Here is a 19,073-nt window from a genome sequence, read left to right as displayed (position 1 = left end):
GGAAGTCGGCCTCCTTGCTGTGGTTGGAACAGGATGGACCATTGAGGGCGATTGTTCAACAATCGAATGTGATGTTCGCTACTGCTGACGCTTCGTCACTATGATGGCGCAGATCACATACCCCACTGCATCGACCTGCTGAGAGTCGTCGCACCCAGGAGCAGCATGACCGAGCACCCCCGCCTCTCCGCCCCCCTGAGCATCGGGGGGCTGGAGCTTCCCCACCGCATCCTCATGGGCTCCATGCACACAGGTATGGAGGACGATCCCGAGCAGTTCCCCGAGCTCGCCGCGTACTTCGCCGAGCGCGCCCGCGGCGGAGCCGGCCTGATGATCACCGGCGGCTTCAGCCCCAACGGCGAAGGCCGCCTCACCCCGGGGGGCGGCCAGCTCTCGGATCCCGCCCAGGCGGCCCATCACCGGATCCTCACCGACGCCGTCCACGAGGCCGGCGGCCTGCTGGCCCTGCAGATCCTGCACGCGGGGCGCTACGCCTATCACCCGAAGGCGGTCTCCGCCTCGGCCACGCAGTCCCCCATCAGCCCGTTCCCCGCCCGAGAGCTGACCGACGAGCAGGTCCGGGCCGCGATCCAGGACTTCGCCCGCTGCGCCGTGCTCGCCCAGGAGGCCGGCTACGACGCCGTCGAGATCATGGGCTCGGAGGGCTACCTGCTCAACCAGTTCCTGGCCCAGCGCACGAATCAGCGCGAGGACGACTGGGGCGGCGACGCCCAGCGCCGTCGTCGCTTCCCGGTGGAGGTCGTGCGCGCGGTGCGCGCCGCGGCCCCAGGGCTGCCGATCATCTACCGGATCTCCCTGATGGACCTGGTCGACGGCGCCCAGGCCTGGGAGGACGTCGTCGCCCTGGCCCATGAGCTCGAGGACGCAGGCGTCGACGTCTTCAACACCGGCATCGGCTGGCACGAGGCCCGCGTGCCCACGATCGTCACGAGCGTCCCGCGCGCTGCCTTCACGGAGGCGACCGCCGCGCTGAAGGCCCAGGTCTCGGTGCCGGTCGCGGCGTCGAACCGCATCTCCATGCCGCAGGACGCGGAAGCGATCCTGGCCGAGGGCCAGGCCGATCTGGTGTCCATGGCGCGGCCCTTCCTGGCCGATCCCGCCTGGGTCCGCAAGGCTCTCGAGGGCCGCGAGGACCGGATCAACACGTGCATCGCCTGCAACCAGGCCTGCCTGGACCACACGTTCTCCCAGAAGCGGGCCTCCTGCCTGGTGAATCCGCGGGCGGGCCGGGAGACGACCCTGGTGCTCGAGCCCACGCGCACCGCGCAGCGGGTGGCCGTGATCGGCGCCGGCCCGGCAGGCCTGTCCACCGCGGTGGCCGCCGCCGAGCGCGGTCATCGGGTGGAGCTCTTCGAGGCCCAGGACCACCTGGGCGGGCAGTTCGCCCTGGCCCAGCGCATCCCCGGCAAGGAGGAGTTCGCCCAGACGCTGCGCTACTTCACCCAGCGGCTCGAGGACCTGGGGGTGGAGGTCCGCACGGGGCACCGGGTGAGCGCCCAGGAGCTGATCGACGCCGGTTGGGACCACGTCATCCTGGCCACGGGTGTGGAGCCGCGGGTCCCCGAGATCGAGGGGCTCGAGCATCCGTCGGTCATCACCTATCCGGACCTGGTCAGCGGACGCCGCCAGGCCGGCGAGCGCGTGGCCGTGATCGGCGCCGGCGGCATCGGGGTGGACGTGTGCGAGTTCCTGACCCACACCGGCCCTCAGCCCACGCCCGTGGAGGACTGGCAGAAGGAGTGGGGCGTGGCCCCGCTGACCGGCCCCGACGCCCAGATCGGCGCGCTGCGCAAGCCCGAACCGGAGCCCTCGCCGCGTCAGGTGCACCTCATCCAGCGCCGCACGTCCTCGATCGGCAAGGACCTGGGCGTCACCACAGGCTGGGTCCACCGCGCGGCCCTGCGGGCACGCGGCGTCCACCAGATCACCGGCGCGCAGTACGTGCGCATCGACGATGACGGCCTGCATCTCACCGTGCCCGCCGGGGAGTCCTCCGACACCGAGGCCGCCGACGCCCCGCGCGAGCCCCTGGTGCTGCCGGTCGACTCGGTGATCCTGTGCGCCGGTCAGGTCTCCCAGCGCGAGCTCGTGGAGCCCCTGGAGCACTCCGGCATCAGCCTGCACATCATCGGCGGAGCGGATGTGGCCGCCGAGCTCGACGCCAAGCGCGCGATCAAGCAGGGCGTGGAGGTCGCTGCGGCGCTGTGAGCGCCCGGCGTTCGGCAGGCACGAGCCGCGCCCTCTCGCCCGGCCGTGCTGCCAGCACACCATCGGAAAACCCCTGGAACTGCCTGGATGCTGGCAGCTCCATGGGCCCGAGGCGGTGCTGAATGAGGTTCAGCCGCGCCCGGTCGGCTCCGGAGTCTCGGTGCGGTCCTCGCGCCGCTCGTCCTGCGCATCGACCTCGGACAGCGAGAACGGGAAGTACTGCTCCAGGATGCGGGCGATGCCCTCGTCGTCGTTCGTGGCGGTGACGACATCGGCGGCCTCCTTGGCCTCCGGGATGCCGTTGCCCATGGCCACGCCCAGACCCGCCGCGGAGAGCATGGTGATGTCGTTGCCGTTGTCGCCGAAGGCCATGACGGCCTCCAGCGGGATGCCCTTGGCCGCGCAGTAGTCGGTGATCGCCGAGGACTTGTCCACGCCGCGGGCGGTGGCCTCGAAGTAGATCGGCGAGGAGAACGTGCACTCGGCACGATCGGCGAAATCCCGGTCCAGCTCCTTCTGCAGCTCGAGCAGCTCGGGGCGCTCCCCGGTGAACAGCAGCTTGGTGGCCGGCTCCGGCAGATCGGCGACCTGCGGCAGCGGACGGATGCTCAGCGCGTTGCCCTCGGCCTCATGGCGGACCTGCGGGTGCTCGGGCTCCGAGGCGAAGAGCTCCTCCCCTAGCGGGATCATCACGATCAGGCCGCGCGAGAGCACGTGGTCGATGATCTCCTGCGCGGTCTGGGCGTCGATCTCCCGGCGGGCGATGACCTCCCCGGAGGCCTGGTCCACGATGATCGACCCATTCATGCCGGCCAGGATCAGATCCTCGCCGATCTCCAGCTTCTCGGCCAGCTGCTTCAGACCGGGGATCGGGCGGCCGGAGGCCAGCATGATCTGAGCGCCCGCCTCCCGGATGGCCTCCAGCCCCAAGCGGGTGCCGGGCTGGAGCTGGCGGTCGCTGCCCAGCAGGGTGCCGTCGATGTCGAAGGCGACGAGGCGGAAGGTCATTGGGGTCTCCTGTGCTGGGGCGGGCAAGCATTCCTGCCCCCAGCATGCCAGCTCAGCGCCCGGGACGACGGGCCTTACAGCGGCGGCCAGGGGATCCGATATCCACCGGTCTCATCGTGCGGCAGCACCGGGTCTGCCAGCAGCATCTGCACCCGCAGCTGCAGGGCCATCTGCTCGACCGGGAAGAGCAGCTCCTCGAGCTCGTCGGGCAGCTGCTCGGCCAGTGGAGCCAGGTCCTCGAGCAGCCCCTCCGGCACGGGCTCGCCGGCGAACTCCCAGATCACGGTGCGCAGCTTGTCCGGGGCCGAGAAGCACAGCCCCTGATCGATCCCCCAGATGCGGCCGTCGGTGCCGTGCAGGACGTGGCCGCCCTTGCGATCGGTGTTGTTGGCGATGACGTCGAAGACCGCCATCCGCCGCAGATCGTCGTGCGTCTCGGGGTGGGAGTCGTAGAGCGTGAAGTAGTGCTCCTGCGGATCGTGGTCCACGAAGCGCTGGATCGACCCGGGGCCGAACGGCCCCTCCTCGCGCAGCACCGTGGTGGGGATCAGCCCCCAACCCAGGGCCTCGGACAGCACGTAGGCTGCCCGCTCCCGGCGGTAGATGCGCGGCGGGAAGTCGCGCAGGGGCTTCTCCCCCTCCTCCGCCTTGTAGACGCCGCGGACGGTGCGGCCGTCGTCGTCGGTCACGTCCACGAGCAGCGCGGAGTTGGAGGACTCGCGGAACAGGCCCACGAGCTCGATCTCCCCGTGCTGCAGGACGTGCTCGTCAGCGGTCATGGGAGCGGGATCAGTCCGAGAGCAGGTCGGACAGGAAGCCGTCGGTCGTGTTCATGCGCAGAACCGAAGGTGCCCGTCCCGGCATATACGAGATCGCCGAGACGGAGCAGGGATCCACGGAGATGCGCTGGAAGTGATCCAGGTGCGAGCCGAGCGCGTGGTTGAGCAGCACCTTGATGGGGTCCGCGTGAGAGAAGCACACGACGGTCTGGCCGGGATGCCGATCGCGGAGGCGCTGGATGCCCTCGACAATGCGGTACTGCATCTCCGTGAAGCTCTCCCCGTCCGGGAAGCGGAAGCTCGAGGGGCTCTGCTGCACGGCGGTCCACTCCGGCAGCTTGGCCAGATGCTTGAGCTTCTCGCCGGTCCACTCGCCGAAATCGCACTCGAGCAGGTCCGACTGCGCCTCGGCGGTGAGCCCGGTGGCCTTCTCGACCGGCTCGGCGGTCTCCCGCGTGCGCTCCAGCGGCGAGGTGTACAGGGCGTCCACGGCCAGGCCCTGGAAGCGCTCGGCCAGCCGCTCGGCCTGCGCCAAGCCCTTCTCGGACAGGTGCAGCCCCGGTGCACGACCCGGCAGGACCTTTCCCGTGGTGGGGGTGAGTCCGTGGCGGACCAGCAGGATCAGCGTGGGGCGCTCGGCGGAGGTCTGGGAACTGTCGGTCTCGGTCTGTCTGTCGCTCACGCGCTCACCGTACCGCCCACGGCCGACTGCGGAAGAGGGGCGGAGGCACCGAATGCGCTCAGCGCGAAAGCACCCAGCCGGGTACTGCCAGGCCGCTTGTGCTGTCGCGGTGCAGGGCTAGCGTGAAGGTGTGACCGATCACCCTGACATCAGCACCCTGGGCGAGCTGCGCGCCGCCGATCTCCCCGTCCGCTCCCTGCGTGAGGAGCTGCGGGCCAACCTGCTCGACGCCCTGGCGGAGGACCGCGACCCCTGGCCCGGTCTGCACGGCCTGAGCCGCACGGTCCTGCCGCAGGTCGAGCGCGCCCTGATCGCCGGACACGACATCGTCCTGCTCGGCGAGCGCGGACAGGGCAAGACCCGTCTGCTGCGCACCATGGTCGGCCTGCTGGACGAGTGGTCCCCGGAGATCGAGGGCTCGGAGCTGCACGAGCACCCCCTGGATCCGATCACCGACGCCTCCCGGACCCGCATCGCCACAGAAGGCGACTCGCTGCCCATCGTCTGGCGGCACCGGGACGAGCGCTATGTGGAGAAGCTGGCCACCCCGGACACGTCGGTCGCGGATCTTATCGGCGACGTCGACCCCGTTCGCGTGGCCGAGGGCCGCCGCCTGGGCGACCCGGAGACCATCCACTACGGCCTCATCCCGCGCGCGCACCGCGGGATCGTGGCCATCAACGAGCTTCCCGATCTGGCCGAGCGCATCCAGGTGGCCATGCTCAATGTCATGGAGGAGCGCGACGTCCAGATCCGCGGCTACGTCCTGCGCCTGCCCCTGGACGTGCTGGTCGTGGCCTCGGCCAACCCGGAGGACTACACCAACCGCGGGCGGATCATCACGCCGCTGCAGGACCGCTTCGGCGCGGAGATCCGCACCCACTACCCGATCGAGCTCGCGGACGAGATGGCCGTGATCTCGCAGGAGGCCGACCTGGTCGCCGAGGTCCCCGAGGCCCTGCTGGAGATCCTGGCGCGCTACACCCGGCTGCTGCGCGAGTCGCCGGCCGTGGATCAGCGCTCCGGAGTCTCGGCCCGCTTCTCGATCGCCGGTGCGGAGACCACGGCCGCGGCCGCCCTGCGCCGAGCCACGGTGTACCGGGAGGACGCCGCCGTTGCACGGCTCGTGGACATCGACGCCGCCGTGGACGTGCTGGCCGGCAAGATCGAGTTCGAGGCCGGGGAGGAGGGCCGCGAGCAGGCCGTCCTGGACCACCTGCTGCGCCGGGCCACCGCCGAGACCCTGGCGGCACGGCTGCGCGGAGTGGACCTGGATCCCCTGATCGAGGCCCTGGACGGGACCGTCACCGTGACCACCGGTGCGGACATCCCCGCCCACGAGCTGCTGGAGGAGCTGCCGGAGGAGAGTCAGGACCTCTACGACCGGATCGCCCAGGCCTTCGGCGCCGAGTCCGCCGGCGAGCGCGCCGCGGCCGTCGAGCTGGCCCTCGAGTGGCTGTTCCTGGCCCAGAAGATCTCCAAGGACGCCGACGACGACGGCACCATCTACGGCTGAGCAAGGGCTCCCGGCGCCGCTGACCGGGTCCGCGCTCATCGTCCCTGCACCACGGAAAGAAGGTGCGCAGTGCCTGCGTATCGCAACAGCCGCTACGGCCGCTATCGCGGGGGACCCGATCCCCTGGCGCCGCCGCCGGACCTCACGGAGGCCCTGGACGCGATCGGCCGCGATGTCATGGAGGGGTACTCGCCGCAGGATGCCCTGCGCGAGTTCCTGCGCCGAGGCGGTCGCGGCCAGCGCGGCCTGGACGACCTCTCCCGGCGGGTGAACCAGCGCCGCCGCGAACTGCTCGGCAAGCACAGCCTGGGCGGCACGCTCGATGAGGTGAAGAGCCTGCTCGAGCAGGCCGTGCGGCTGGAGCGCGAGCAGCTGCTGCGTGACGCCCGCATGGATCCCACGGACCGGCAGCTGCGGGAGATGCAGCTCGGTGCACTGCCGTCGTCCACGGCCGCGGCCGTGTCCGAGCTGACGGACTACGACTGGGCCTCTCAGCAGGCCCGGCAGACCTATGAGCAGATCAAGGACAAGCTCGGCCGCGAGGTGCTGGATCAGCGCTTCGCCGGCATGAAGCAGGCCCTGGAGGGCGCCACGGAGGAGGACCGCCAGGCGATCTCGCAGATGCTCGCCGATCTCAACGAGCTGCTGGCCAAGCACGCCCGCGGGGAGGACACCCCTGAGGACTTCGAGCAGTTCATGGAGGAGCACGGGGAGCACTTCCCGGAGGATCCGCAGGACATCGACGAGCTGATCGACGCCCTGGCCCAGCGCTCGGCGGCGGCCGCGCGCATGATGAACTCCATGACGCCGGAACAGCGCCAGGAACTCATGGAGCTGTCGGCCCAGGCCTTCGGCTCCCCGCAGCTCATGGAGCAGCTCTCTCAGCTCGACGCCAACCTCCAGGCCCTGCGCCCCGGCGAGGACTGGAGCGGCTCCGAGCGCTTCGAGGGCCAGGAGGGCCTGGGACTCGGCGACGGCACCGGGGTGCTGCAGGACATCGCGGACCTGGATGCCCTGGCCGATCAGCTCTCCCAGAGCCATCAGGGCGCGGCCCTTGATGACATCGACCTCGACGCCCTGGGCCGCCAGCTCGGGCAGGACGCGGCAGTGGACGCCCGTACGCTCAGCGAGCTGGAGAAGGCCCTGCGCGACTCCGGGCTGCTGCACCGCGGATCGGACGGCGCGCTGCGGCTCTCCCCGCGCGCGGTGCGCCAGCTCGGGCGGGCGCTGCTGCGCGACACCGCCGAGCAGCTCTCCGGCCGCCCCGGCTCACGAGACACCCGCCGCACCGGCGCCTCGGGAGAGCTCACCGGCTCCACCCGGGCCTGGCAGTTCGGGGACCTGGAGTCCTGGGACGTGACCCGCACGATCACCAACGCGATCCAGCGCACCGTCGGGGAGGGCGGCGATCCGTCCCGCGGCATGCGCCTGCGTGTGGAGGATGTCGAGGTCCAGGAGACCGAGGACCGCACTCAGGCGGCGGTGGCGCTGCTCGTGGACACGTCGTTCTCCATGGCAGCCGAGGGCCGGTGGCTGCCCATGAAGCAGACCGCCCTGGCCCTGCATCACCTGATCAGCACCCGGTTCCGGGGCGATTCCCTCGAGCTGATCTCCTTCGGGCGCTGGGCGCGCAGCCTGGACGAGAACGAGCTGACCGCCATGCCGCCGGTGCACGAGCAGGGCACCAATCTGCATCACGGCCTGCTGCTGGCGGGCAGGTTCTTCCGCCGGCACCCGTCGATGCAGCCGATCCTGCTGATCGTCACCGACGGTGAGCCCACCGCGCACCTGCTGCCCAGCGGCGACGCTCACTTCGACTGGCCCACCTCCACCCCCACGCTTCAGGCGACCGTCTCCGAGCTGGACCGCGTCACCCGCACCGGGGCGCACACCACGTTCTTCCAGCTCGGCGACGACCCCGGCCTGAGCCGCTTCCTCAACGCCATGGCCCGCCGGGCCGACGGCCGCGTGGTGGCCGTGGATCCCGAGGAGCTCGGCTCGGCGGTGCTGGACGAGTACCTCTCGTCCAAGGGCGGGGAATGAAGCGACGGAATATGTCGGGCTCGTCCTGTCTTGAACCGAACAGTTCCGTCCCGCCGCCGAGGAGGCCGCTCATGCCCGATCTGTTCGACCAGCTGACCCTGGGAGCTCTCGAGATCCCCAACCGCGTGGTCATGGCACCGCTGACCCGCCTGCGCGCTCAGGCCGACGGCACGCCGTCGGACCTGAACGTCGAGTACTACGCCCAGCGCGCCTCGGCGGGCCTGATCACCACGGAGGGCACCTTCCCCGCAGCCGTCGGGCGGTCCTACCCGGGCCAGGCCGGCATCGCCAACGACGCCCACGCCGCCGGGTGGAAGCGCGTGGCCGAGGCGGTGCATGCCGAGGGCGGGCGGCTGTCCATGCAGGTCATGCACGGTGGCCGCATCTCGCATCCGGAGATCAACGGCGGCGAGCAGCCCGTGGCCCCGAGCGCGATCGCCCCCGGCACCTCCCTGCACCTGCAGGACGGGCGCAAGGACGAGATCCCCGTGCCCCGCGAGCTGAGCACCGAGGAGCTGGCCGGTGTCCGCGACGAGTTCGCGGCCGCCGCACGCCGGGCCGTCGACGCCGGGGTGGATCTGATCGAGCTGCACAGCGCCAACGGCTATCTCCTGCACCAGTTCCTGGCTCCGGCGTCGAATCAGCGCACGGACCAGTACGGCGGGACGCCTGCGGCGCGGGCGTCGTTCGTGGCGGAGGTCGTGAAAGCTGTGGCCCAGGAGGTCGGAGCCGATCGCACCGCGATCCGGCTGTCCCCGGGCAACGGAGCGCAGGGCACGGCGGAGACCGACCCGCAGGAGACCGAGGCCACCTACCGCACGCTGCTGCAGGAGATCGGCGGGCTGGGCCTGTCCTATGTCTCGCTGCTCGTGGCGGATCCGCAGGACCCCTCGGTCGCCCTGGCCCGCGAGCTGTTCGACGGCCCGCTCCTGCTGAACACCGGGTGGGCGGAGATCACCGATCTGGAGGCTTCGCATGCGATCGTGGACAGCGGCGCCGGCGATGCAGCCGTGGTGGGCCGCAGCATGATCGCCAACCCCGATCTGGTGCAGCGCTGGCGCGAGGGCCTGCCGGTCAACGAACCCGACCCTTCCACCTTCTACACGCACGACGCCGCCGGCTACACCGACTACCCGCTGGCTGTGAGCGGATCCGCCGCACCGGAAGGCCCCGCCATGACACGGCCCTGAGCCAATCACAACGGGGGTTCGCGCCGTCAGCGAACAGCCAGGTCAGGAACAGGCTCGACACAGACAGTCAGGGTGCTGATGTTCTAGGCTCGAAGCATGACGAACAACGAGAAGCACGACCAGCTCACCTTCCAGAACCCCACGACCCGCTACGTGCAGATCGACCCGCCGGTGCAGTCCCAGGAGGCCCCCGGCCTGGACCGCGACCTGGATCCCCGCGCCGATCTGGGCGAGGAGACCTACCGCGGCACCGGGCGCCTGGAGGGCCGCACGGCCCTGATCACCGGCGGCGACTCCGGCATCGGCGCCGCCGTGGCGATCGCCTTCGCCCGCGAGGGAGCGAACGTGGCCATCAGCTACCTCCCGGAGGAGGAGCAGGACGCCCAGCACGTCAAGGAGGTCATCGAGGGCGCTGGCCGCAAGGCCCTGCTGCTGCCCGGCGACCTGCGCGACAAGGACTTCGCCCGCAAGCTGCCCGGCAAGGTCGCCGATGAGCTCGGCGCCCTGGACATCCTGGTCAACAACGCCGGGCGCCAGTACCACTGGGAGAGCCTCGAGGCGATCACGGACGAGCAGTTCGAGAACACCTTCGACATCAAGCTGTTCTCGATGTTCCGCGTCACGCAGGCGGCGCTGAACGTGATGCCGGCGGGCTCGTCGATCATCAACACCACCTCCGTGCAGGCCTACAAGCCCTCGGAGACCCTGGTGGACTACGCGTCCTCGAACGGCGCCATCAACGCCTTCACCCAGGCCCTGGCCCAGCAGCTCGTCGAGCGCGGCATCCGCGTCAACGCCGTGGCTCCGGGCCCCATCTGGACGCCGCTGCAGGTCACGGACAACAAGAACGAGGAGCAGCTGACCTCGTTCGGCCGCCAGGCCCCGATCGGGCGCGCCGGTCAGCCCACCGAGCTCGCCCCGGCCTACGTCTACCTGGCCTCCCCCGAGTCCAGCTACGTCACCGGCGACGTCCTCAACGTCAACGGCGGCTCGCCCGTCGCCTGATCGCCACACGCCACCGCACGACCACGCCGGGCCGGAGCCTCCCCAGGCTCCGGCCCGGCGTCCTACGCTGAGGAGCATGACCATCAAGGCACAGCGCATCACCGATTCGATCGCCCATCACGCCGAGGGCCCTGTCTGGTGGGCGGCCACCGGGCGCCTGAGGTTCGTGGACATGCTCCACGGGGCGATCATCGAGATCGACGACGGCGGCCACCAGCGCCTGGAGGTCCCCTCCCGCATAGCCTCGATGCTGCGCCCGCGGGTGGGCGGCGGCGCCGTCGTCGGGCTGGAGAACGGCATCGGCCTGGCCCGCCAAGAGGATCTCTCGGATCTCGAGCAGATCGTGACCCTGTTCGAGGACTCCGGGCTGCGCACGAACGAGGGCGGCTGCGATCCCCAGGGCCGGCTCTGGCTGGGCGACATGGCCTATGAGAAGACCGAGGGCGCCTCGAGCGTCTACCGCTGGGACGGGCCCGGCACCGAGCCGCAGACGGCCTGGGATGGCGCGACCATCGCCAACGGCATCGGCTGGAGCCCGGACGGGGACCTCGCCTACTGGAACGACACCCCCACGGGACAGATCACGGTCTTCGACCACGACCCGGAGCGCGGACCCGTCGACCCCCGCGCCTTCGTGCGGATCCCGGAGGACGCGGGGCACCCCGACGGCCTCACCGTGGATGCCGACGGCGGCATATGGACAGCGCTCAACGGCGGCAGCGCCGTGCACCGCTACTCCCCCGGGGGCGAGCTCACCGAGGTGATCGAGCTGCCCGTCCGCCAGATCACCGCCTGCACCTTCGGCGGCCCGGACCTGGACCGGCTGTTCATCACGACGTCGCGGGAGAACCTCCCCGATGACGAGGAGCTGGCGGCCGGATCGATCTACGCCGTCGAGCCGGGCGTGCGCGGCATGCAGCCGCTGGCCTTCGGAGGCTGAGCCGTGCAGATCCTGCGCAGAAGCCGCTCCAGGCGCGCACCGCGCCTGGCACCCCGGCTGCTGGCCACCGGCGCCGCCGTGACCGCCACGGCAGCGATCGGCTCGCTCGCCACGGGTCCGGTGGTGCGCTCCCCCGAGTACACCCACCTGGACAAGCCCTCATGGCAGCCGCCGGGAGTCGCGTTCCCGATCGTATGGACGGGCCTCTACACGGTCATCGCGTGCACGTCGGCGCTGGCGCTGACGAACCTCGCCCGGCACCGCGAGCGAGCGCAGGCCGATGAGCACGAGCTCGTGCCGCCGCAGCGGCCGCGGGTCCCCGCGCGGCGCTCCCGCCCGCTGTCCCGGCAGCTGAGTCGTCGCAGCGCCGGGCTGCGTCGATCCCTGGCCGTGAATCTCGCGCTGAACGCCGGCTGGTGCTGGACCTTCTTCCGGGCCCGCGAGTTCGAACTGGCCTCGGTGCACGCCGCCGTGCTGACCCTCAGCTGCGCAGACCTGAGCCGACGTGCGGGCTCCGCCCATCGAGGAGCGGGGGCAGCCCTGGTCCCCTACGTCCTGTGGTGCGGCTTCGCAACGGCGCTGAGCACTTCGATCGCCCGGCGCAATCCCCGCCGGTGAGCCGCTCGATCGAAGAATTCTCTGCCGTCGGCACCTCACAGCCCCAGCACAGGTCCAGGCGAACCTCGGCACAAGGGCCGCTCGTAGCTTCGTGATCAGTCAGCCCGGCAGCAGCGCCGGGCGGACCCCGATCACGAAGGAGCAGCCGTGCTCTTCCTGCGCCGCAGCCGCGACACCGCTTCCCAGGGCTCCGCCTCTCAGGAGCCCACTGCCGAGCCGCCCGCCGACAATGAGAACGACCCTCGGGTCGAGATGATCGACGGGATGCCGCACTACCAGGGGCGCCCGCTCGAGCGGCCCGAGGACGAAGTCCAGGACCAGGGGCTGTCCTTCGACCTGCAGACGCTCGTCTCCCGTCGCAGCGCGCTCTCGGCGCTGGGCCTGGGTGCCACCGCCTTCGGGCTGGCGGCCTGCGCGCCCACCTCGAGCTCCTCCTCGGCGTCCTCGTCGGCCTCTGCCACGAGCTCGGCGACCCCCACCGATGACGCCTCGATCGACGTGGCCTCCGAGATCCCCGATGAGACCGCCGGCCCCTACCCCGGCGACGGCTCGAACGGGCCCGACGTCCTGGAGGAGTCCGGCGTGGTGCGCAGCGACATCCGCTCGAGCTTCGGCACCGGCTCCGCCACGGCCGAGGGCATCCCCATGACCCTGGAGATGACCATCGTGAACATGGCCGACAGCTACAAGCCCTGGGCCGGAGCTGCCGTCTACGTCTGGCACTGCGACCGCGATGGCCGGTATTCCATGTACTCCGAGGGCATCGAGGATGAGAACTACCTGCGCGGCGTGCAGATCGCCGACTCGAGCGGCAAGGTCACCTTCACCAGCATCTTCCCCGCCTGCTACACGGGTCGGTGGCCGCACATCCACTTCGAGGTCTTCCCGGACGAGGCATCGATCACCGATCAGTCCAACGCTGTGTCGATCTCGCAGATCGCGATCCCGCAGGCCACCTGCGATGAGGCCTACGCGACCGCGGGCTACGAGTCCTCGGTGACCAACATGGCCTCGCTGTCCCTGGACACGGACAACGTGTTCAGCGACGACGGCGGCCAGGCCCAGCTGGCGACCGTGACCGGTGATGCCAAGAGCGGGTACACCCTGTCGATCACCGTGGGCGTGGACACCAACACGGAGCCGTCGATGGGTGGGATGGGCGGCGGGGCAGGCGCCCCCGGCGCCGCACCTGCGGCCTGAGCTGCTGGCGAGGTACCGCCCGACCTGCTCTCGCGGCCTCAGCTCATGGATTCCGAGATCGGCATACTGCCTGGTCCCGGCTGGTTCTCGGCCAGCCAGGATGCCTGGGTCCGCAGCCGGGCCTCGGAGTCCGAGCCATTCGCTGTGGAGTAGAGGAACAGCGTCTGATCCTCAGCGCCGGTGACCTCCAGGGCCTCGTAGTGCACGTCGATGCGGCCCACGAGCTGGTGGTTCAGGCACTTGAGGCCGTCGCGGCGCTCGGTCACCCGGTGATCCGCCCACCAGGTGCGGAACTCCTCGCTGCGCAGAGACAGCTCCCCCACGAGCTGAGCCAGCTGGGGATCGTCGGGGTGGCGCCCGGCATCCAGGCGCAGGGTGCCGACCATGGAGGAGGCGACCTTCTCACAGTCCACGTACTTCTCGCGAGCCTCGGGGTCCAGGAAGGCCCAGTGCATGAGGCTGCGCTGCCCGGGGCGCGGGCGGGGGTGTCCGCCAGCAGGGAGGCGATCAGCGAGTGCTTGAGGCGCTGCTGCTCCGCCGTGGGGGGCCTGGCCCGCTTGGGCAGTGCCAGCGCCCGGGCCAGATCCTGCAGGTGGCGGGCGGCGGTGGGGTCCAGCTCGAGCGCCTCGGCCAGGGCGAGCTGCACCGATTCCGACGGCCGCTTGTGCCGGCCCTGCTCCAGGCGCGTGCAGTAGTCCGTGCTCACCCCTGCCCGCGCTGCGACCTCCCCGCGACGCAGACCGGGGACTCGCCGACGGGGCCCGTCGTCGTCGGGGGCCAGCGCAGCGCGCCGGGGGCCGGCTCCGGTGGACTGAGCGGAATCCGTCCGCCGTCCAGCCACCGGGCAGTCCCATGTCGACGCGGCAGCGTGCTCCGGTCCTCGAGCGGCCCGACCTCTCCCCCGCCGGGCCTCGGCAGCTGCTGCGCGACCTCAGTCCCGAGTACGCGGTCAACGGCCTGACCGGCCTGATCTTCTCAGCCTCCGGGCCGATCGCCGTGACGCTGGCCGTGGGCGCCTCCGGCGGGCTGTCGGATGAGCAGATCGCCTCCTGGGTCTTCGGTATCTTCCTCTCGGCGGGGCTGGCGACCATCTTCATGTCCCTGCTGTTTCGCCGTCCCTTCGGCTTCGCCTGGTCGATCCCGGGAACCGTGCTGCTGGGGCCGTCGCTGCAGCACCTGTCCTTCCCGGAGGTCGCGGGTGCGTTCTTCACCACGGGTGTCCTGGTCATAGGACTGGGCATGACCGGTGTGGTGCGCAGGGCCATGGCCGCGATCCCCATGCCGATCGTGATGGGCATGGTCGCGGCGATCTTCCTGCGCTTCGGCACGGACGTCGTGGACGCCTCCACCTCTGCCCCGGCGATCGCCCTGCCGATGGTCATCGTGTTCGTTCTGCTCACCGCGGTGCCCGCCCTCGGCAAGCGCATGCCCCCGGTGCTGGGGACCCAGCTGATCGGGCTGGTCATGGTGGTCGCCACGGGCCAGTTCCGCTTCGAGGCCGACGGCCGCGTGCCGGCCCAGCCCGTCTTCACCGCCCCCGAGTTCACCCTGGGCGCCCAGCTCGAGCTGCTGGTGCCGCTGGCGATGACGGTGCTCGTGGTGCAGAACGGCCAGGGCATCGCCGTGCTGCGCCAGGCCGAGCACGACCCGCCCATCAACTCGTTCGCCGTGGCCTCCGGCGCCTTCTCGATCGTCAATGCGTCGGTCGGCGCGGTCTCCGCCTGCGTCACCGGCCCCACGAACGTGCTCCTGACGGCATCGGGGCAGAGGCAGCGGCAGTACACGGCGGCTGTCACGTACGGCGTGATCTCCCTGGTCTTCGCCCTGTTCGCCCCGGTGTTCACGCGGTTCATGCTCGCCACCCCGGAGGCCTTCGTGCTGGCCCTGGGCGGCATCGCCATGATCAAGGCGCTGCAGGGGGCGTTCGTCACCGCGTTCTCCACGCGCTTCACGTTCGGCGCCCTGGTCACGTTCGTGGTGACGGTCTCCGGGCTGGACCTGTTCAACATCCACGCCGCGTTCTGGGGCATCCTCTTCGGCTACGTCGTCTCCCGCGTCCTGGAGCCCCAGGACCACCTGGGCCTCGACTGACCCGCCGCACCTGGGTTCCAGGCGCGGCGGGCCTCGTGTGAGATCACCGCGCGCCGGCTCGACTCACTCGCCGACCGAGGTCACTCGGCGTCGGCGTGGTACTCCACGGCGTCGTCGTGGAGCATCCACAGGTCCGGGCCGAAGATCTCGTAGCGGATCTGCTTGCCCGGGATGCCGGCGCCGATCAGGGCAGAGCGGGTCTCCTTCATAAAGTCCAGGCTGCCGCAGAGGTAGACCTCCGCACCCGCGTCAACGCCCTGGGCACCGAAGTCGGCACGACCGATGTGGTCGGCCTCGCCCTCCTCGACCGTCCAGCGCTCGAAACGCGCCTCCGGCAGCTTCTCGATGAGGGCCTTCTGCTCCTCGAGCAGCGGCGCCGCCGCGTCCGAGGAGTCCACGCGGAACGCAGTGACCTGGCGCTGCGATCCCTCGGCGACCAGACGGTCCAGGAACGCGACCATGGGCGTGACGCCGATGCCCGAGGAGATCAGAACGAGCGGGGCGGTGGAGCCGGTGAGGACCACGTCGCCGTACGGGTTTGACAGCTTGACCGTGGAGCCGACCTCCATGGCGGTCACGACCGGCGAGACCTCCCCGTCCATGTCCTGCTTGACGGCCAGGCGGCGCTGACGGGGGTTGTCGACCGGGATCAGCGTGAACTGCCGGGACTGCTCGATGCCCTCGGGCAGCCGCACCTTGATCGAGACGTACTGCCCGGCCACCGCATCGGTCATGGGGGTGTCGTCGGCGGGCTCGTAGGTGAGGACATAGGTGCCCTCCGAGGTCTCGCGCTTGTCCACGAGGGTGAACTCGTTGAACACGCTGTCGTTGGCCTGCTCGGAGTACAGGCCCTTCTCGAGCTTGATGAGGGCATCGGCCATGAGCCAGTAGACCTCGGTCCAGGCCGCGGCGATCTCGGGGGTCAGGGCATCGCCCAAGTCATCGGCGATCGCGCCCAGAAGGTGCTTCTCCACGATCGGGTACTGCCCCTCCACGATGCCCAGCGACGTGTGCTTATGGGCCACGCGCGAGAGCAGCTCGTCGGGGTAGGACTCCGGGTGGTTGAGGATGTGGGTGGCGAAGGCGACCACGGAGCCGGCCAGGGCGAGGGGCTGCTCACCGGTGCGCTGGTTCGCGCGGCTGAAGATGCCCTCCTCGATCAGCTGCGGCTCCGCCTCGAACATCGACTGGTAGAACTTCGGCGCGATGTCCGGAAGGCGCCCCGCGATCACGGGCGCGGTGGCTTCGATGAGCGGGCGGGCTGACTCGGAGAGCATGGGCTCCTCTTCCTGTGCACGGCTTCGCCCCATCGCCGCCGACGGAGTCCCCCGCGGCAGGCGCTGAGCCGACGGCCGGTTCCGGCCGCACCTTGGATCGTTGCACCGCCGCCGCGGCCGGGGCTTGATCTTGGTCAAGCCCCGGCAACCGGTTGCCGCCGTCCCGGGGACGGCTCTCATTCCCGCAGGCCCTCCTTCGGCACGGCGGCGCAGTGCCGGCCTCGTGGCCCGCAGGGCGATCGGGATCATGGCCGCACCGGCTCCGAGCACGACGACGACGGCCGCCAGAGTCATCGGCGAGATCAGCGCCCCTTCCCCGATCATGGGCGACAGGACGATCACGGTCGCTCCCACGGCGATGACCAGCAGGACCCGCAGCGGCCGCATCACCGCCAGGCGACGGGCCCGATCGATCTGCGCCACGGGCATGCCCAGCCGGTGCAGGCCGAACCACACCTGCCAGCGATCATCGGCCGCGGCGAGACCGGCCGTGCCCAGCAGCGCGGCGATGCGCAGAGCGATCGCCCACCAGGGCAGCACCAGGGCGGCGGCCCCGATCCGCACACCGTCCACATGCAGCCCGCCCAGGGCCGGGATCAGCGCCGCGTAGATGCCCAGGCCGGCCAGCAGCCCGATCGCAGCCTGGAGAAGCGCCTCGAGGAGCACGAGGGCATGCAGCATGGCTCTCCCTGCCCCAGCAGGCGCAGCCAGGACAGCCGCGCATCGCGCCGCCGCGCGGACAGCTTGGCCGCAGCGCCAGCGAGCTGCACGAGCGGCAGACCGAGAATGCACAGCGCTACAGCGCTGAGGGCCCTGTACAGCATCCGCATCCCGGGCTCGGCGTAGTCGTGGCTCCAACCGGAGCACGGCCGGCGGGGGCACGGCAGAGCCGGAGCGGGACAGGGTCGCGACGCTCATCGAGCAGCAGCCCCTGCTGGAACACGAAGCCGAAGTGCTCCCGTCGCAGCCGCGCCCGCTCCTCCGCCGACAGCTCCTGGACGGCGACCGAGCCGTCCGCGGCGTGGAAGCGGACCTGCCCGGAATCAGGGACCGAGATCCCGGCCAGGGCGTGGAGCAGCGTGGTCTTTCCCGAACCCGAAGGCCCGGTGATCGCCACGGACTCCCACGGGGGCGATCGTGAGGCTCACCCCGTCCAGGGCGGCCGTCGATCCGTAGTGCTGTGCGAGGTCATGGGCGTGGAGAACAGCTCTTGTCATGGCTCCACGATGCGCCGCGGGGCATCGTCGGCACATCGGACCCGGGTCTGGTCTTCGTGCCCGTCGCCGCGCCCCGTCGTGGTAGCGCGGTCTGATCGGCATCCCGCCCCGCGGATGACTCCGAGACCGTCCCCACCCGGTTCACAAAGTTATCCACAGGTGTGGAGAAAGGTGTGCAGAAGTCGAACATGTCTGCGAACAGTGCGGGCTCGATCCGCCCTGATCGGTATCCACAGGCTTGTTCACACTTGTGGAATTACACGAATGGCGTTCGTCCACCGCTGTGGACACAGTCTGTGGACAGCCGATGTGCACAGCGTCTCAGCCACGGGGGCGACGGCCGCGCCCGCGCAGTCCCAGCAGCGCGCCCATGACCACCATGCCCGTCACGATCCCGCCCAGGTGGCCCTGCCAGGAGATGCCGGGGAAGAACAGGCCGAAGGCCGTGTTGAACCCGATCAGCACGAGGATCCCGGACAGGTTCTCGCGATAGCGCCGCCCGCCCCACAGCGCCAGGGCGAGCACGGCGCCGAACAGCCCGAAGACCGCGCCGGAGGCCCCCACGGTGAACGTGTAGGCGGGCGAGAGCAGCAGCACCGCCGCCGCTCCGCCCAGCAGCGAGAGCAGATAGACCGTGAGGAAGCGCCCGCGCCCGATCTCCGGCTCGAGCATCCGGCCGAAGATCCACAGCGTGTACATGTTCAGCAGCAGGTGCGCGGGGTTGGACATCGAGTGCGAGAAACCGCTGGTGATCACCGTCCACGGCGCCTGCGAAACGAAGCCGGGGGCCAGGCCCAGCAGCACCAGGGGGTTGATCCCCATCAGGCTCAGCAGCCACTGCACCGCGTAGACCGCCACGTTGATCCCGATCAGCACCCAGGTCACGGTCAGGGCGCCCCCGCGCCGGCGAGCCTGGCGAACAGAGGGAACCGAGGGGGCGGGCCGAGCCTGACGCGCCTCAGGATGCCCCGCCTGCCACGACGCCCCCTGCAGCGGATCGCTCGGCTGCCCAGCAGGCTGCGACGGGTCCGCCATCCGCCCGTACTGCGGCCGCTGCGGGCCGCTGTCGCTGCGGGGATCGCGGGGAGATCCAGGCTCGCCGATCGGCTCGTGGGGTCCCTGGGTCATCGGTGTGCTCCTGTGCGATGGATGGTCCTGGCTGGGCGGCGGGGCGCCGTCGTCGCGGGCCCTGCGCCATCGGATATGGCGCAGGGGCCCGGCCGATCGGCCGGGCCCCTGCGGGTCGACGATCGCCGCGAGCGCGGGATCATCGGGTGC

Annotated in this window: 16 protein-coding genes and 1 pseudogene; 9 read left to right on the top strand and 8 right to left on the bottom strand. The window is 70.7% G+C overall.

The features are described 5' to 3' along the window. Positions 1–165: 165 nt before the first annotated feature. The gene (locus tag OVA15_RS10775; protein WP_268144908.1) at positions 166–2,229 is read left to right on the top strand and encodes an NADPH-dependent 2,4-dienoyl-CoA reductase; all 2,064 of its coding nucleotides are present in this window, start codon (positions 166–168) and stop codon (positions 2,227–2,229) included. A gap of 129 nt (positions 2,230–2,358) precedes the next feature. Here OVA15_RS10775 and OVA15_RS10770 read toward each other — a convergent pair whose 3' ends face one another. From OVA15_RS10770 to OVA15_RS10760, 3 genes are all read right to left on the bottom strand, one after another. Further along, positions 2,359–3,237, bottom strand: a complete 879-nt coding sequence (locus tag OVA15_RS10770; RefSeq protein WP_006215349.1) for a Cof-type HAD-IIB family hydrolase — start codon at positions 3,235–3,237, stop codon at positions 2,359–2,361. Between the two features lie 74 nt (positions 3,238–3,311). Beyond that, positions 3,312–4,016, bottom strand: coding sequence for an SCO1664 family protein (locus OVA15_RS10765; RefSeq protein ID WP_061712474.1), 705 nt, complete (start codon positions 4,014–4,016; stop codon positions 3,312–3,314). A gap of 10 nt (positions 4,017–4,026) precedes the next feature. After that, entirely contained in the window at positions 4,027–4,698 is a 672-nt protein-coding gene (locus tag OVA15_RS10760; protein WP_268144903.1) for an MSMEG_4193 family putative phosphomutase, read from the bottom strand. A 130-nt stretch (positions 4,699–4,828) separates the two neighbouring features. Between OVA15_RS10760 and OVA15_RS10755 the strand changes: the two genes are divergently transcribed. From OVA15_RS10755 to OVA15_RS10725, 7 genes are all read left to right on the top strand, one after another. Continuing rightward, on the top strand, positions 4,829–6,214 hold the full coding sequence (locus tag OVA15_RS10755; RefSeq protein WP_268144901.1) for a sigma 54-interacting transcriptional regulator: 1,386 nt from the start codon (positions 4,829–4,831) through the stop codon (positions 6,212–6,214). 69 nt (positions 6,215–6,283) lie between these two features. Then, positions 6,284–8,257 carry a vWA domain-containing protein gene (locus OVA15_RS10750; protein WP_268144899.1) on the top strand — a complete coding sequence of 658 codons (1,974 nt, stop codon included), beginning with the start codon at positions 6,284–6,286 and terminating at the stop codon, positions 8,255–8,257. Between the two features lie 71 nt (positions 8,258–8,328). Continuing rightward, positions 8,329–9,447, top strand: coding sequence for an alkene reductase (locus tag OVA15_RS10745; protein ID WP_268144897.1), 1,119 nt, complete (start codon positions 8,329–8,331; stop codon positions 9,445–9,447). Positions 9,448–9,543: 96 nt separating this feature from the next. Continuing rightward, positions 9,544–10,452, top strand: a complete 909-nt coding sequence (locus tag OVA15_RS10740; protein WP_268144895.1) for an SDR family oxidoreductase — start codon at positions 9,544–9,546, stop codon at positions 10,450–10,452. A gap of 76 nt (positions 10,453–10,528) precedes the next feature. After that, the gene (locus OVA15_RS10735) at positions 10,529–11,392 is read left to right on the top strand and encodes an SMP-30/gluconolactonase/LRE family protein (protein WP_268144893.1); all 864 of its coding nucleotides are present in this window, start codon (positions 10,529–10,531) and stop codon (positions 11,390–11,392) included. Between the two features lie 3 nt (positions 11,393–11,395). Further along, positions 11,396–12,010 (top strand): TspO/MBR family protein, encoded by a 615-nt coding sequence (locus OVA15_RS10730; protein WP_268144891.1) that lies wholly within the window; start codon positions 11,396–11,398, stop codon positions 12,008–12,010. A 147-nt stretch (positions 12,011–12,157) separates the two neighbouring features. After that, positions 12,158–13,210: an intradiol ring-cleavage dioxygenase gene (locus tag OVA15_RS10725; RefSeq protein WP_268144889.1), complete on the top strand. Its 1,053-nt coding sequence runs from the start codon at positions 12,158–12,160 to the stop codon at positions 13,208–13,210. A gap of 38 nt (positions 13,211–13,248) precedes the next feature. Here OVA15_RS10725 and OVA15_RS10720 read toward each other — a convergent pair whose 3' ends face one another. Then, positions 13,249–13,665 carry an MmyB family transcriptional regulator gene (locus OVA15_RS10720; protein ID WP_268144887.1) on the bottom strand — a complete coding sequence of 139 codons (417 nt, stop codon included), beginning with the start codon at positions 13,663–13,665 and terminating at the stop codon, positions 13,249–13,251. 194 nt (positions 13,666–13,859) lie between these two features. Beyond that, a pseudogene (locus OVA15_RS10715) lies at positions 13,860–13,916 on the bottom strand (hypothetical protein); the annotation flags it as partial. 146 nt (positions 13,917–14,062) lie between these two features. Here OVA15_RS10715 and OVA15_RS10710 point away from each other — a divergent pair. Next, positions 14,063–15,301, top strand: a complete 1,239-nt coding sequence (locus tag OVA15_RS10710) for a benzoate/H(+) symporter BenE family transporter (RefSeq protein ID WP_268144885.1) — start codon at positions 14,063–14,065, stop codon at positions 15,299–15,301. Positions 15,302–15,381: 80 nt separating this feature from the next. Here OVA15_RS10710 and OVA15_RS10705 read toward each other — a convergent pair whose 3' ends face one another. From OVA15_RS10705 to OVA15_RS10695, 3 genes are all read right to left on the bottom strand, one after another. Further along, complete coding sequence (locus tag OVA15_RS10705; RefSeq protein ID WP_268145706.1) at positions 15,382–16,578, bottom strand: globin domain-containing protein; 1,197 nt, start codon at positions 16,576–16,578, stop codon at positions 15,382–15,384. Positions 16,579–17,374: 796 nt separating this feature from the next. After that, the gene (locus tag OVA15_RS10700; protein ID WP_326493288.1) at positions 17,375–17,695 is read right to left on the bottom strand and encodes an ATP-binding cassette domain-containing protein; all 321 of its coding nucleotides are present in this window, start codon (positions 17,693–17,695) and stop codon (positions 17,375–17,377) included. Between the two features lie 421 nt (positions 17,696–18,116). Further along, a complete protein-coding gene (locus tag OVA15_RS10695) occupies positions 18,117–18,923 on the bottom strand; it encodes a rhomboid family intramembrane serine protease (RefSeq protein ID WP_268144883.1) in 807 nt (268 codons plus the stop codon). Between the last annotated feature and the right edge of the window lie 150 nt (positions 18,924–19,073).

Source organism: Kocuria sp. SL71, assembly GCF_026672465.1.
In the GTDB taxonomy this organism is placed as follows: domain Bacteria; phylum Actinomycetota; class Actinomycetes; order Actinomycetales; family Micrococcaceae; genus Kocuria; species Kocuria palustris.
The sequence above is the reverse complement of the archived record's forward strand: the minus strand, read 5'-3'. Positions and strand labels throughout refer to the sequence as shown.